A 14,043-nucleotide genomic window follows, 5' to 3' on the forward strand; every position below is an offset into this window, starting at 1 on the left:
CGTATGGTGCGTGGAGTCGAGGAAGGAATCGGAACGCATGAGCAGGTCCGAACCGACCAAATAGGTTTCGCCGGTTTCGCCCAGGCCTGAGGGGCACCGACGGTTCGAGGGCCTGTAAAGGGGTGCCGCACACGCGTCGGAAGCAGGCTGTAACCTTTCTTTTTCACCCCCCCCTCACACTTAACCACGATTTGACACCAAACTCCACAAAGGTTTGACACCAGCTTTATCTGTTGCGGAGAATCCGGCAGTGCACCATACATAGATTTTATCTATTCTAAACATTGACCAATCTGATAGTTAAAACCGTTGAAAATGAAGGAGTTACCCGCTTTTTTCTCCCTTCCTTCGGTGTTACCTTTCAAAATTTTTTACATATGCTTATTTTAACAACTTGTAATAATTGAATTTTATTTTAATATCCATGCCGAAACCCTACGTCGTATTCCATTATTCCGCAGCGGCGATTCCGCCCTGCTCAACCAAGGAGGCCATCTCATGAAATGTGACCGCCGAAGATTTTTGAAGCTCACTGCCTCTTCGGCAGCGTGTCTCTCCCTGGCTCAGATCGGGGTCGTCCTGACACCGATAAAGAGCTACGCCGCCAGTCTGAAGATCGACGGAGCAAAGGAGGTCCTGACCGTTTGTCCGTTCTGCTCGGTGAGCTGTTTCGCCATCGGGTACGTCAAGAACGGCAAACTGGTCAGCGTCGAAGGCGACCCGGACTACCCCATCAACGAGGGTTCCCTGTGCGCCAAGGGCGCGGCCATGTTCTCCATGACCACGTCCCATCACCGGGTCCAGAAGCCCATGTACCGCGCTCCCTACAGCAACAAGTGGGAAGAGAAGAGCTGGGACTGGATGATCGACCGCATCGCCCGCAAGGTGAAGGACACCCGCGACAAGCAGTTCGTGGCCAAGAACGCGGCCGGGAACCAGGTCAACCGGCTCGAATCCATGTTCCTCATGGGCACGTCCCACGCCAGCAACGAGGAGTGTGCTCTGACGCACCAGTTCGCGCGCGGCCTAGGCGTGGTCCACATGGACCACCAGGCCCGCGTCTGCCACAGCTCCACCGTGGCCGCCCTGGGCGAGAGTTTCGGTCGCGGGGCCATGACCAACCACTGGATCGACATCAAGAACGCCGACTCCATCCTGATCATGGGCAGCAACGCCGCCGAGCACCATCCCATCTCCTTCAAGTGGGTACTCCGGGCCAAGGACAAGGGCGCGACCGTCATGCACGTTGACCCGAAGTTCTCCCGCACCTCGGCCCGCGCCGACTTCCACGTCCCCTTGCGTTCGGGCACGGACATCGCCTTCCTCGGCGGCATGATCAAGTACATCATCGACAACGAGAAGTATTTCAAGGAGTACGTGGTAGAATACACCAACGCCTCGATCCTCGTGGGCAAGGACTTCGATTTCAACGACGGCCTCTTCTCCGGCTATGATCCCAAGACCCGCACCTACGACAAAACCAAGTGGGCCCTGGAATTCGGAGCCGACGGCGTTCCCAAGCGCGACAAGACCCTCAAGGACCCGCGCTGCGTGTTCCAGCTCCTGAAGAAGCACTACTCCCGCTATTCCCTGGACAAGGTCTCGGCCACCACCGGCGTGCCCGAGGAAACCCTGCTCAAGGTCTACAAGACCTACACCGCTACCGGCACTGGCGCCAAGGCCGGGACCATCCTCTACGCCCTGGGCTGGACCCAGCACACCGTGGGCGTGCAGAATATCCGCACCTCCGGCATCATCCAGCTGCTGCTGGGCAACATCGGCATCGCGGGCGGCGGCATCAACGCCCTGCGCGGCGAGCCCAACGTCCAGGGGTCCACGGACCACGCCCTGCTCTACCACATCCTGCCCGGCTACATGGCCATGCCGCAGGACAACTGGGGCACCTACGAGGCATACAACAAGGCCAACACCCCGGTCAGCAAGGACCCGCAGTCCGCCAACTGGTGGCAGCACAAGCCCAAGTACTTCGCCTCCCTGCTCAAGGGCTGGTTCGGCGACAACGCCACCAGCGGCAACGGCTTTTGCTACGAGCTGCTGCCCAAGATCGACAAGGGCGGCGACTACTCCTACCTGTTCATGTTCGACCGCATGTACCGGGGCGAGATGACCGGCGGCTTCTTCATGGGCCTCAACCCCATGAACAGCGTCCCCAACACCCACAAAATCCGCAAGGCCATGGACAACCTGGAATGGGTCGTCTGCGCCGAGCTACACAACTCCGAGACCACCGACAACTGGCACCGCCCCGACGTGGACCCGAAGACGGTCAAGACCGAGTTCTTCCTCCTGCCTTCCGCCCACCGCTTGGAAAAGAGCGGCTCCGTGACCAACTCCGGCCGCTGGCTGCTGTGGCACGGCCAGGCCGTCCCGCCCCAGTACGAGGCGCGGCCCTTCGCCGAGATGTACATCCCGATCATGAACAAGGTCCGCGAACTCTATGCCAAGGAAGGCGGCACCTTCCCCGATCCCGTGCTCAAGCTCGACTGGCCCGACAAGTTCGATCCCGAGGACCTGTGCCAGAGGATCAACGGTCGGTTCACCCGTGACACCAAGGTCGGCGGCAAGACCTACAGGAAGGGCGACCAAGTCCCGTCCTTCACCGCGCTGGGCGACGACGGCTCCACCTCCAGCCTGAACTGGCTCTACGCCGGAAGCTGGACCGAGGAAGAGGGCAACAAGTGTCTGCGCCGCGACCCGAAGCAAACTCCCATGCAGGCCAAGATCGGCCTGTTCCCCAACTGGTCCTGGTGCTGGCCCGTCAACCGCCGCATCCTCTACAACCGCGCCTCCGTGGACCTGAACGGCAAGCCCTTCAACCCGGAAAAGGCGGTCATCGAGTGGAAGGACGGCAAGTGGGTCGGCGACATCCCCGACGGCGGATGGCCGCCCCTGGCCACCGGCAAGGGCAAGTACCCCTTCATCATGCACACGCACGGCCTGGGGCACCTGTTCGGTCCCGGTCGCGAGGACGGTCCTTTCCCGGAACACTATGAACCGGCGGAGACCCCGGTGGACAGCAACCTGTTCTCCAAGCATCTGAACAGCCCGGTGTACAAGTTCACCACCAGCGACATGGACATCCTGGCCAAGCCGGCGGACCCCAAGTATCCCATCGTGCTGACCACCTATAGCCTGACCGAGCACTGGTGCGGCGGCGGCGAGACCCGCAACGTCCCCAACCTGCTCGAAGCGGAGCCGCAACTCTACGTCGAAATGAGCCACGAACTGGCCAAGGAGAAGGGCATCAAAAACGGCGAGGTGATTATCGTGGAGTCCATCCGGGGTCAGGTCGAGGCCGTAGCCATGGTCACTATCCGCATGCGCCCGCTCAAGGTGCACGGTCGCATCATCCACGAGATCGGCATGCCCTACTGCTTCGGCTGGACCACTCCGGGCAGCGGCGACTCCACCAACAGGCTCACGCCGTCGGTGGGCGATCCCAACACCACCATCCCGGAGTACAAGGCGAGCTGCGTGAACATCCGCAAGGCGGCCAAGATCACCGAACTGGCCACCCCCTAAGGAAAGGAGACCGTCATGACCAAATCCATACTGATCGACACCTCCCGCTGCACGGCGTGCCGCGGATGTCAGATCGCCTGCAAGGAATGGAACGAGCTTCCGGCCAACAAGACCTACCAGGTCGGCTGGGGAAGCCACCAGAACCCCAAGGACCTCAATCCCAACAACTACAAGCTCGTCCGCTTCAGCGAGAACCTGGACAACGGCGTGGTCCGCTGGAACTTCTTCCCGGACCAGTGCCGCCATTGCGAGGTCCCGCCCTGCAAGGAAGTGGGCGACGTGTACCTTGAGGAGGCCATCGTCAAGGATGAAAAGACCGGCGCGGTGATCTTCACCGAACAGACCGCGAAGTTCTCCGCCGACGAGGCCGAGCAGGTGCGTGAGGCGTGCCCCTACGACATCCCCCGGCGCAACGACAAGACCGGCCTGATGTCCAAGTGCACCATGTGCAACGAGCGCATCCATGCGGGCATGCCCCCGGCCTGCGTCAAGTCCTGCCCCACCGGGGCCATGAACTTCGGCGACCGCGCGGACATGCTCAAGCTGGGTGAACAGCGGCTCGCCGTCCTCAAGAAGAAATGGCCCGCCGCGATGCTCGCCGATCCCGAAGACGTCAACGTCATATTCCTGCTGATCGACAAGCCCGAGCACTACCACACCAAGGCCGTGGCCCAAGCCGGGACCGGCCCCATGTCCAAACAGCAATTCCTGGCAACACTGGCCCGTCCTTTCCGGGCCATGAAAGGCTAGACACCTCTCAACCTCCCTCTCCAGGCGGGGCGCTCCGCGCCCCGCCCAAGGAAAGAGCCCGGAGCGACCATGACCCTGACACCTACCCTGGCAAGAATAGAATCCACCGTCGAAGGCATCCGCTCGCGAGACGCCGCCTACCACCCGCTGACGGAACGGTTCGGACCGCTTTTCATCATGAAGGAGCGCGTCCGTGAAGCATCGCGCAACGCCGGGCTCCTCGTCCCGGACATCGACGAGGCGCGGCTGACGGACGGCGTTCCCGTCCTGGCCGGACTAGACCTCGCGTCGTGGAGCGAGGCTCTGGCCGACGCCGCAAGGCTCCTGCTGCCCGTGATCATTGAGACCCTGGCCCTTGCCCCGGACAATGGCGAGCGGCTGCGCAAGCTGCTCCTGGCACCCGGAAAAACGACGAAGCTCCTCCGGTCCCGCCTGGACGGCGGCCCGGACCGGCTGGTCGATCCCGCGACCGCCGCCGGGATAACCCCCGCTGCGGCGCTGCCCTTTGCGGTGGACGCAGCCGGAGGCCCGGTCCTCGCCTGCCTGGCCGAATCCGTGACTGCAAAACTGGCCGGGGTCACCTGGGAGCGTGGCTTCTGCCCGGTCTGCGGCTGTGCCCCGTCCATCGCCCAACTCGCCCAACCGGACAGCGGACAGTCCGAGTACCTGGTGGGCGGTGGCGGCAAGAAATTTTTGCACTGTTCCCTATGCGGACACGACTGGCACTTCAGCCGAACCGCCTGCGCGGCCTGCGGCAACGAGGACGACAAGGCGCGCGAGCTGCTCTTCGTCGACGGAGCCAGGCACGAACGGATCGAGGCCTGCCGCGCCTGCGGCAGCTACATGCTCTGCGTGGACCTGCGCGAATACGCCGCACGGCCCGACCCGGACGTTCTCCAGGTGGGGTTGATTCACCTAGACATCCTCGCTCGGAAACAAGCCCTGACCCCGCTTGCCTACACCCTCTGGAACACCCTTACCTAGGCGGCCCCATGACCACTTCGCTCCTGCGCATCCCGACCGTTCCCCTCTCCCCCCTGCCCGAACCGGCTCCGGTCGGTGCCACGTCCCGAGAATGTACGGTCCCTCTCCTGCGAATGCGGGAGGGGGCTCTGGCGGACGGCGAGGACACCATCGCCGTGGAGGCCGACCTCCTGGTGCGGACCGGGGATCATCCCGCAACGGTCCTCTCCAGGACCCCGGGCGACGACCTGAACCTAGTCATCGGCTACCTCTTCTGCGAAGGCCGGATCAGATCGGCGGCGGAAGTGGAACGGATCGCGTTCACCTACGGCTCGCCCGCCGAAGTGGAGGTAATACTGTGCAAGCCGGACCCCGCGCCCCTGACCGCCGAGCGTCCCCCCATGCGAATCGCCCCCGGGCTGCTGTTCAAACTGAAGGAACTCTTCGAGTGCAGGCAGAACCTCTTCCGCAACACCGGCTCGACCCACGCGGCCGCGCTCTTCAGCGCGGACGGCGCGCTGCTCGCCTACGGCGAGGACGTCGGGCGGCACAACGCCTTTGACAAGGCCATCGGACGGGCGCTCCTGGAAGGGACCCTCGGATCGGCGGCCATCGGCATGCTCTCGTCGCGCATCGCCCTGGCCATGGCGGCCAAGGCCGCTGCCGCGCGCCTCCCGGTGCTCTGCGGCTTCTCTGCGGCCACCAGTTCGGGTGTGGACGTGGCCAAAGAGCACGGCATCACCCTTGTGGGCCGCCTCCGGGGCAAATCCTTTGACATCTACGCCAACCACTGGCGTCTCGGGAACAAATAGGCTCTGGTTGACAGGAATTCTCTGCCCGTGGACATGTTCGAGCACGTGGGCCAGAAAAACTACCGCACCTTCATGGAGACCATGACCCGCTGCCTGAAATCGGACAGCCTGCTCCTGCTCCACACCATCGGCAGCAACACGACCAGCCCCGAGATCGCCCCCGGGATCAGCAAGTCAAAGTTTGTCGGTCCTCCGGCAAAGCCGGACGGGTTCTCAGGGGCCTAAGGGGGTATTCCTACAGGCCACCCGCCCCTTACCTCAACCGGGTCAAAATGGTAGGTCAATCAAAAATCAGGAAGGACACACCTGAACAGAATAGACAAATAAAATCAGCATATTGCCGCACAATCGAGGAACCAGGACTACCGAATCTTCTCTTCGGCACCAGAATGAAACAAGGGTTGCGGCTAAATAGCTGCAACCCTTTTTCTATTTTATCCGGCAAGTTACGTGATGGTCTTCTTTTCGGCGTGATTTGACCCCAAGGGGTCAAAGTGATGGGTCAAAGTACCCGGAATCGTCTACCGCCGGAGACGTCACATGCCGCAAATCGCACGTTCCCCGAACCACCTTTACCGGAAGGGCTCAATCTATTACTTTCGCCACGTCATCCCGCACGACCTGCGGGACTCGTTGGGCCGCTCCGAAGTCAGGATGTCTCTCCAGACTGGCTACCTGGCCGAGGCAAGGCCCAAGGCCCGAATATTGGCCTCGGGCGTAAAACGAATACTGACCAAGATGAGGAACGGTGAACTCCCCATGGATGATTTCGACCAGATAAAAGTCTTCATGAACGACTGGCTCAAGCGTTTCCTGAAAGAAAATGAACACATTGCCATCAAAAAGCTCACACCGCCCAGCCCCCACACGCAATACGTGCCGGGAGATACCGAAAGGATTATCGAAACACTCAAGTCCCTGATGGTGTCCAAAGACTACGCTACCATGCGGAAATACACGATCATGGCGGCTGAAGACGGGGCTTTCGGCCCACCAGACTCGCTCCCCCTGTCCGATGAGTTCGCGCACGAATTCATCAAAACCCTTATCGCCTACTATCGCATCATCAGCCACCGAGCCGAAGGCGATTACACCTTTGAAAAATCCATTCTGCCGCCCGAATCAGTCGCTCCGCAGCCGACACAGAAACCCAAGTCCCAAATCCTGCTTTCCGAAGCCCTGGAACGCTACAAGGCGGACAGGATCGCTGCCAAGCGCTGGAGCGAGGGCAGTGCCAAGGACATCCTATCCACGCTCAACAGCCTGACCGACATCCTCGGGGACATTCCGGTGGATGAAGTGGACCGACAGGCAGTGCGCTATGTACGGGATACTCTGCTCCAGCTCCCCCGATTTCGAAATAGCAAACGATTCAAGGGCAAGACCATCCAAGAAATGGTCGCCCTTGAACCAGACAATACCGTTGCCGTCAGCACCGTGAATAACAACCTGACCAACATCTCATCATTTTTGACGTGGTGCGAGGATGAGCAGCTTATTCCCACCAACCCCGCTCACCGTCTGAAAATCAAAGAAGAAAAGCCGGAAACGGAACACCGATCCCCGTACACGACCAAAGACTTGGAAAACATCTTCAACGCTCCTCAATATGTTGACGACACATTCCTGCACCCGTCCGACTTCTGGTGCCCTATTCTTTCCCTTTTCACGGGCGCACGGCGTGAGGAGGTATGCCAACTCCACGTTGAAGATGTCCGACAGGAGGAAGGGGTGTGGGTCTTGGATGTCAACAAGGAAAAGAATGTTCATGGGTTCGCCAACAAGAAGCTGAAAAACCCAAGCGCCAAGCGGCTCCTCCCGCTTCATCCTTTCCTCGTTGAAACACTGCGCTTCCCGGAATTTGCCCAACAACAGGCCCAAAAAGGACACCTGCGTATCTTTCCCGAACTCGTCAAGATCAACACGAACTACGGACACAAACTCGGCGAAAGGTTCAGTGAATTCAGGAAAACCATCGAACTTGAGGAAGCAGAAGGGGTCAAGGATTTTCACAGCTTGCGGCACACGTTCTCCAACTTCTTCAAGCAGAAGAAGATGCAGGACGACCCGTTCGAACAGACCTTTGGCCACAAGCTCAAGAAGATGTCCGCCGAAAGATATGGAGGGCGTTTCCCGGCCTCCATGTGCTTCGAGGAGGTCATAGCCCACCTCGACTACGGGGTGGACCTGTCTCATCTGGTAAAATCGGAATACGTTCCCAAGTAGTGGCCCTCATTTGGCAATAGTCCTTTCCTCCCGTCGGCCCCAAGCCGACGGGAGGAAAGGACGGTTCCACGGGGAGATAAATCGCCTAGGCGATTTATCTCCCCGTGGAACCTCACGCCCAAATGGAAAACCCCGCCGAAGCGGGGTCTTGTTACTGACTGCTGCCAAGGTAGGCATTGGACACGTCCCGCCTTCCTGCGGAATGTCCTGCGGTCACTTCGATTTCGTCACGGGCTTCGGCATCGAGCCGAGGCCATTCTTCCCCTGCCGCGTTGTGGGCGGCCTGTTGAAAGGCTTCCACTGAAGGGTACTGATTAGGCGGCTGAAAGCCGGTGTGTTCGGCGTACATCCGGTGGAACCTTTCATGGCGATTGCTATGCAAAGTCCACCCGCTTTCCTTTTTGGTGAAACCGCACAACCTGGCCGCATAGGACAGCTTTTCCTGCCACTTATCCCCCATCCCTTCAGGCATAAGGTTGTTGATACCGGGCCTGTCGGATTGGCTGACATAGGACAGAGCTCGCTCAAGAGCTTCCTGCTGCCGATCGGACAGATTGTGCAACGTCCGGGGGCGCCCACCCTTCGGACCATACTGGATGCGAAGAGTGCGGCCTTCCTTGTCCCAATCGTTGATCAGATCGACTTTTGCCGACTCTTCGCGCCGGAGCCCCAGTTCGTATTGTAGCCGGATCTGGGCGGCGCACCGGGGGCCGTGCTCGTATGACGATTCGGCTTCCAGTTTGGCGATCGCCCCCAAGACGAATTCAGGGGCAACCGCCTTGCTGTTAGCGTTGGCAATGGCCCCGCGCTTCACGCCAAACACATTATTGGTCGGGCTGATGCGGGTGTTGCCGTATGCTTCGCACAGGTGACGGGCTGCCGAAAAAATTTCAGCTATGCGCCCGTCACCCACGCCCTGTCCTTTCATCTTGGCGGCTACCGCCGCAAAATGCTTGTTGGAAATGTTGGTCCATTTGCGGACCCCAAACCCGGCTTCACGCACCCGGCTTGCGAAGGCTTTAGCGTTCTGCCGGATTCTGTGTTGTTTCGAGCGCGGGCCGGACAAGGTTGCCCTGTTCGCGCCCAGTGCCAGACTGATGGATTTCATGTGAATCTCCTTCCTGAAATTCGGGGCAGTGCCCCGGGACAAAGCGAACCCACGGGTCCGCCTATGGCGCGAACGCGCCACACAACAACCGACACGGGACAAATCAATGTCCGTTTCCCACAGAAGGAAAAATCCTGAGAATCCATTCAATAGGGGGTGCCACCACGCAGGCTCGTTCGTCCTGCGCGTAAAGCGGTGGCCGTGGGGGAATTTCGACAACGGCAGATTTCTAGATACCTGTCGTTTGTCCGGCGGGGGTGCTGTGTTCTAGCCTGGCGTTTGGATGTGAAAGTGTGCCGTTTGGAAATAAATGGCAGCGATGTGCTTGGTGTTACGGCACGTTAGTGCCTACTTAAGCGTTCATCAGTTTAGACTTGCGTCAAAACTTATGAACGCGCCTTGGGTGCGTTTTACCTCCTTCTAGTGACCGATTTATCCGGTGGATATGCCCTACCATATGACGCCGCAAAACCTTCGCGCAAGCTCCAGCGGCACGAATTCTTCACCTCCCGCCGTTTTCCCTGCGAGCGTGACGCAAGCAGCCGTCAAGGCAAGGCCAAGCCCTTCGGGCGGACGCTTCGCGGTTCCGGCCTTGCCCCGACGACTTTGCTTGCGTCGTGACCACCGCAGGCGATGGCGAGAGGGATGGCGGTTTTGACTCCGGCTCAAGGGATTGAAGACCGTGGTTGCAAATCCGTCATAAATTCGTTTGAAAATGAATAGATACTGATTGGCTTGCATGGTTGTTCGATTGGCTGATGAATCAGTTTACTAGAGAGAAATGGAAGGGTAACAATCAGAAACCTCTTTTGAATCACATAAAATGAATTCAACGCATGGACCTGCCCTATCCGTTTGTACCACCCGCGATGTTAGTGCTCCCCCCTTGGCGTTTGGAGGGCTGGCTCCACTCTCCCCCCGGGGGGAGAGTGGCCTTGGGCGCGGGTGGCTTGTATCCCAGAGCGCTGTGAGGCCTGAATGTGTTGTACTCCCAACGCCACTCGTCGATCAAGTAGCGAGCTTCCCTGAGCGTTGTGAAGATTTCTCCATTGAGGAGTTCATCACGTAATTTACCGTTGAAACTCTCGTTGTATCCGTTCTCCCAAGGGCTTCCCGGTTCAATAAACAAAGTCTTCACTCCGACTCGTCCCAGCCATTTTCTGACGGCTTTTGCCGTGAACTCCGGTCCGTTATCCGATCTGATGTGATCCGGTGCTCCCCGTTCAACAAACAGCCTGCTCAAGCGGTAAAGCACATTGACCCGCCCATGAAAAACTGGTCCAGGCCCAATGTTAGGGTTATGTGGACAGCAGGAGGTTTCAATGGGCATCAGAAAGCACACACCGGAACAGATTATCGCCAAGCTGCGTGAAGCAGAAGTCCTTTTGGCCCGGGGAGAAACGGTCCCCAAGGTCAGCCGCAAGCTCGGCGTGACTGAGCAAACCTATTATCGATGGCGCAAAGAATATGGCGGAATGCGTGTCAGTCAGGCCCAAAAGCTTAAGGAACTGGAGAAAGAGAACTCTCGTCTGAAGCGGTTGGTCGCTGACCTCAATCTGGACAAAATGATTCTGGAAGAAGCGGCAAAGGGAAACTTCTGAGCCCTTCGCGCCGCCGTCGTTGTGTATACCGGGTTCGAGAAAAGATGCAGGTATCAGAACGGAAAGCTTGCCGAGTACTTGGACAAGTCCGTTCTACGCAACGATATGCGTCCAATCCTCGTGCAGATGAAGCTGCACTAACCGCCGCAGTGATTGAATTGGCCACCCAATACGGACGATATGGATACCGTCGGATATTGGAACTGCTGCACAGAGATGGTTGGAAGGTCAGCCACACGAGGCTGGAACGCATTTGGCGACGTGAGGGGCTACAAGTCCCGAAAAAACAACCGAAACGTAAACGACTATGGCTGGCAGATGGCTCCTGCATTCGCCTTCGTCCATGCTGGCCAGGTCATGTTTGGTCGTATGATTTCGTCATGGACAGAACCCATGACGGCAAAGCCTTTCGGATGCTCACTGTGATCGATGAATATACTCGTGAGTGTCTGGCAATCGACGTAGCGAGAAGCCTCAAATCGGAAGATGTGCTTTACCGCTTGAGCAGGCTGTTTGTTGAACGGGGAGCACCGGATCACATCAGATCGGATAACGGACCGGAGTTCACGGCAAAAGCCGTCAGAAAATGGCTGGGACGAGTCGGAGTGAAGACTTTGTTTATTGAACCGGGAAGCCCTTGGGAGAACGGATACAACGAGAGTTTCAACGGTAAATTACGTGATGAACTCCTCAATGGAGAAATCTTCACAACGCTCAGGGAAGCTCGCTACTTGATCGACGAGTGGCGTTGGGAGTACAACACATTCAGGCCTCACAGCGCTCTGGGATACAAGCCACCCGCGCCCAAGGCCACTCTCCCCCCGGGGGGAGAGTGGAGCCAGCCCTCCAAACGCCAAGGGGGGAGCACTAACATCGCGGGTGGTACAAACGGATAGGGCAGGTCCGGGCAGCCATTCCCGCAAGATGTTAAGATGAAGGAGCGCGCCGAAGAAATGCTTGCCTCTATGAGTAAAATAGATCCAGCGTATGAGCTTTATGACGCGATCCATAAGTCTGCAACAAATAATATAGAACGTTCGCTTGCCGAGAGACGAGCCTTGGACGAAGAAGACGCTGACACATAGGTCCTCATATTATCCATATTAGCTCTATCCTCTCCTGTTCACTAGCTTCGCGGTTCAGTAACACCTTGGCGCAGGAAGAAGGGGGACTAACGGCTCAACTCACATAAACGCAAACTCATTTTAATGTTGAATGGCTTGAGGGAATTCCCTTGTGTGTCCCAGTGTACAAGCTGATGAGTTTGTCCAATAGCCTAAAAGATTCATCCGGTGTGTCCGCCGGGTATACCATGTCATTGGGGATGGATTTGTATCGACGTCGATTGTCTATGGGCTGACCCGCAAGGCGCTCACTCCACCCCCCGCAACGGACGCCAATAATCAGTCGCTTATGCGCCCAAGCGAGAGCCATTTCCGACAATGTCCCCGCTCCTCCGCCTACGGCAACAACTGCGTCAGCTTGTGCGACAAGTATATTACGACCATGATCCAACGAAGAAGGGATAGCTATGTCCACATAGGGGTTCGCGTCGCCAGGATCGCTGCCCGGTAGTACTCCGATGATGGAGCCATCTGCCCAGTTGAGAGATTGGCGCCCTCCACGGCACGCGGCTTCCATGACACCTCCAAGCCCTCCGGTCATGAGTCGGTAGCCGCCATCAATGACTCTTTTGCCAATTTCAAAGGCCAGCTTCTCCTGAGTGGAATCGGGCTCGATCCTCGCGTTGCCAATAACTGCTACCGTTGAGCGACGATTAGGTCGTGTTTTATTATCATTCAGCATGTTAGTTTCCTTTAATAGGCTGTGGATTTGTAAAGTCCCCCATCTTAGGGCCAGCTAGTAGTAGAGGCTTCCCGCCGTTTTTTGGTGAGAGCCCAGAGGGCAGGGGGTACCCCCTGCCCTCTGGGCTGCAAATTCCACTGGCGTCATGTCGCCTAGCGATTCATGAGGCCGATCTTCGTTGTACTCCCTGATAAATCTCTCCGTGCATTCACGCACTTCGCTCAAGCTATCGAAGATATACAAGTCCAAGACCTCTTCCCGATAGGTCCGGTTGAAACGCTCAATATATGAGTTTTGCGTCGGCTTGCCTGGCTGTATGAACTCCAGCCCAACACCGTGCTGATCAGCCCAGGCTGCCATGGCCGAACTGGCAAATTCAGGTCCGTTGTCCATCCTCAGCTTTTCCGGGTAACGACCTCTTTCTTCGGCTACCCGGTCAAGTACCCTGAGCACTCTTCCGGCTGGCAGGTTGGTGTCTACTTCCACGGCAAGCACCTCTCGATTGAAATCGTCAACAGCATTAAATGTTCTGAAAGCCCGCCCGCTGTAGAGAGTGTCACGCATGAAATCAATCGACCAACAATGGTTCGCCAGCAGCGGCTGGGCCACGGCTTTCCTTGTCCTTTGGGGGCGACGTTTCTTTGCCTTGCGTTTCAAATTCATTTTCAACAAGCAATAAACCCGCCAGACGCGTTTGTGATTCCAAGGGGTCCCCTGCTTGCGAAGCACAGCAAAAAGCTTACTGAAGCCCCATGTGGGCTTTTTCTCGGCCAGTTCAGTCAAAGCGGCGATGACGGTACTATCGTCGCGCGGATGAGGCTTGTACGCGTAGTAGCTCCGGCTGACGCCAAGAGCTGTACAAGCCTTGCGGACACTCATCTCGAACTCACAGATCATGTGCGTGACGAGCTGTTTTCGCTGAACCGGCCTCAGAGTTTTTTTTCGATGACATCCTTGAGAGCCATGTTTTCCAGGCTCAGATCCGCAAACATCTGCTTGAGCTTACGGTTTTCTGCCTCAAGGTCTTTCATCCGCTCTATGTCGGACGCCTCCATGCCGCCGTACTTGGACTTCCATTTGTAGTACGTAGCGTTGCTCACGCCGTGCTCTCGGCAGACGTCCTTGACCGTCCGTCCACTTTCCACGGATTTCAAAATCCGCACGATCTGGTGCTCAGTGAATCTTGATTTGCGCATGTGAAACTCCTGGGCGCAGTTTGGGCCAGAAGTCTCTA

The 14,043-nt window shown here is 57.9% G+C and carries 11 protein-coding genes and 1 pseudogene; 7 read left to right on the plus strand and 5 right to left on the minus strand.

Annotated features, from left to right (window positions below):
* The first annotated feature begins 498 nt into the window (after positions 1–498).
* The 6 genes from fdnG (at position 499) to LF599_RS12050 (ending at position 8,294) form a co-directional block, all read left to right on the plus strand.
* Positions 499–3,543: a formate dehydrogenase-N subunit alpha gene (gene fdnG / locus LF599_RS12025; protein WP_279520937.1), complete on the plus strand. Its 3,045-nt coding sequence runs from the start codon at positions 499–501 to the stop codon at positions 3,541–3,543.
* 15 nt (positions 3,544–3,558) lie between these two features.
* A complete protein-coding gene (locus tag LF599_RS12030) occupies positions 3,559–4,293 on the plus strand; it encodes a 4Fe-4S dicluster domain-containing protein (RefSeq protein WP_269942243.1) in 735 nt (244 codons plus the stop codon).
* 69 nt (positions 4,294–4,362) lie between these two features.
* Positions 4,363–5,277 (plus strand): formate dehydrogenase accessory protein FdhE, encoded by a 915-nt coding sequence (locus tag LF599_RS12035; protein WP_279520938.1) that lies wholly within the window; start codon positions 4,363–4,365, stop codon positions 5,275–5,277.
* A gap of 8 nt (positions 5,278–5,285) precedes the next feature.
* A complete protein-coding gene (locus LF599_RS12040) occupies positions 5,286–6,068 on the plus strand; it encodes a formate dehydrogenase accessory sulfurtransferase FdhD (RefSeq protein ID WP_279520939.1) in 783 nt (260 codons plus the stop codon).
* Between the two features lie 33 nt (positions 6,069–6,101).
* On the plus strand, positions 6,102–6,293 hold the full coding sequence (locus LF599_RS12045) for a class I SAM-dependent methyltransferase (RefSeq protein ID WP_279523098.1): 192 nt from the start codon (positions 6,102–6,104) through the stop codon (positions 6,291–6,293).
* A 315-nt stretch (positions 6,294–6,608) separates the two neighbouring features.
* Positions 6,609–8,294, plus strand: coding sequence for a site-specific integrase (locus tag LF599_RS12050; protein ID WP_279520940.1), 1,686 nt, complete (start codon positions 6,609–6,611; stop codon positions 8,292–8,294).
* A 151-nt stretch (positions 8,295–8,445) separates the two neighbouring features.
* On the opposite strand, the gene LF599_RS12055 is transcribed toward LF599_RS12050, so the two are convergent.
* The 3 genes and pseudogenes from LF599_RS12055 to LF599_RS12065 all read right to left on the minus strand — a co-directional run.
* Positions 8,446–9,402, minus strand: a complete 957-nt coding sequence (locus tag LF599_RS12055) for an integrase domain-containing protein (RefSeq protein ID WP_279520941.1) — start codon at positions 9,400–9,402, stop codon at positions 8,446–8,448.
* A gap of 450 nt (positions 9,403–9,852) precedes the next feature.
* Positions 9,853–10,143, minus strand: a complete 291-nt coding sequence (locus LF599_RS12060; RefSeq protein ID WP_279520942.1) for a hypothetical protein — start codon at positions 10,141–10,143, stop codon at positions 9,853–9,855.
* 181 nt (positions 10,144–10,324) lie between these two features.
* Positions 10,325–10,660: pseudogene (locus LF599_RS12065) on the minus strand (integrase core domain-containing protein); the annotation flags it as partial.
* A 64-nt stretch (positions 10,661–10,724) separates the two neighbouring features.
* Between LF599_RS12065 and LF599_RS12070 the strand changes: the two are divergent.
* A protein-coding gene (locus LF599_RS12070; protein ID WP_404823699.1) for an IS3 family transposase occupies positions 10,725–11,899 on the plus strand; the annotation gives its coding sequence in 2 pieces (ribosomal slippage) (positions 10,725–10,989 and positions 10,989–11,899; 1,176 coding nt in all).
* 304 nt (positions 11,900–12,203) lie between these two features.
* On the opposite strand, the gene LF599_RS12075 is transcribed toward LF599_RS12070, so the two are convergent.
* On the minus strand, positions 12,204–12,809 hold the full coding sequence (locus tag LF599_RS12075) for a TIGR00725 family protein (RefSeq protein WP_279520943.1): 606 nt from the start codon (positions 12,807–12,809) through the stop codon (positions 12,204–12,206).
* Positions 12,810–12,863: 54 nt separating this feature from the next.
* A protein-coding gene (locus LF599_RS12080; RefSeq protein ID WP_404823700.1) for an IS3 family transposase occupies positions 12,864–14,005 on the minus strand; the annotation gives its coding sequence in 2 pieces (ribosomal slippage) (positions 12,864–13,753 and positions 13,753–14,005; 1,143 coding nt in all).
* Positions 14,006–14,043 lie beyond the last annotated feature (38 nt).

Source organism: Pseudodesulfovibrio thermohalotolerans, assembly GCF_021353295.2.
In the GTDB taxonomy this organism is placed as follows: Bacteria; Desulfobacterota; Desulfovibrionia; order Desulfovibrionales; family Desulfovibrionaceae; genus Pseudodesulfovibrio; species Pseudodesulfovibrio thermohalotolerans.

What these genes read in the sequence shown, in the direction of transcription:
- LF599_RS12035 (WP_279520938.1), top strand. Translation starts at nt 4,363, where the DNA reads ATGACCCTGACACCTACCCTGGCAAGAATAGAATCCACCGTCGAAGGC.
- LF599_RS12075 (WP_279520943.1), bottom strand. Translation starts at nt 12,809, where the DNA reads ATGCTGAATGATAATAAAACACGACCTAATCGTCGCTCAACGGTAGCA.
- LF599_RS12030 (WP_269942243.1), top strand. Translation starts at nt 3,559, where the DNA reads ATGACCAAATCCATACTGATCGACACCTCCCGCTGCACGGCGTGCCGC.
- LF599_RS12050 (WP_279520940.1), top strand. Translation starts at nt 6,609, where the DNA reads ATGCCGCAAATCGCACGTTCCCCGAACCACCTTTACCGGAAGGGCTCA.
- LF599_RS12060 (WP_279520942.1), bottom strand. Translation starts at nt 10,143, where the DNA reads ATGCAAGCCAATCAGTATCTATTCATTTTCAAACGAATTTATGACGGA.
- LF599_RS12040 (WP_279520939.1), top strand. Translation starts at nt 5,286, where the DNA reads ATGACCACTTCGCTCCTGCGCATCCCGACCGTTCCCCTCTCCCCCCTG.
- fdnG (WP_279520937.1), top strand. Translation starts at nt 499, where the DNA reads ATGAAATGTGACCGCCGAAGATTTTTGAAGCTCACTGCCTCTTCGGCA.
- LF599_RS12055 (WP_279520941.1), bottom strand. Translation starts at nt 9,402, where the DNA reads ATGAAATCCATCAGTCTGGCACTGGGCGCGAACAGGGCAACCTTGTCC.
- LF599_RS12045 (WP_279523098.1), top strand. Translation starts at nt 6,102, where the DNA reads ATGTTCGAGCACGTGGGCCAGAAAAACTACCGCACCTTCATGGAGACC.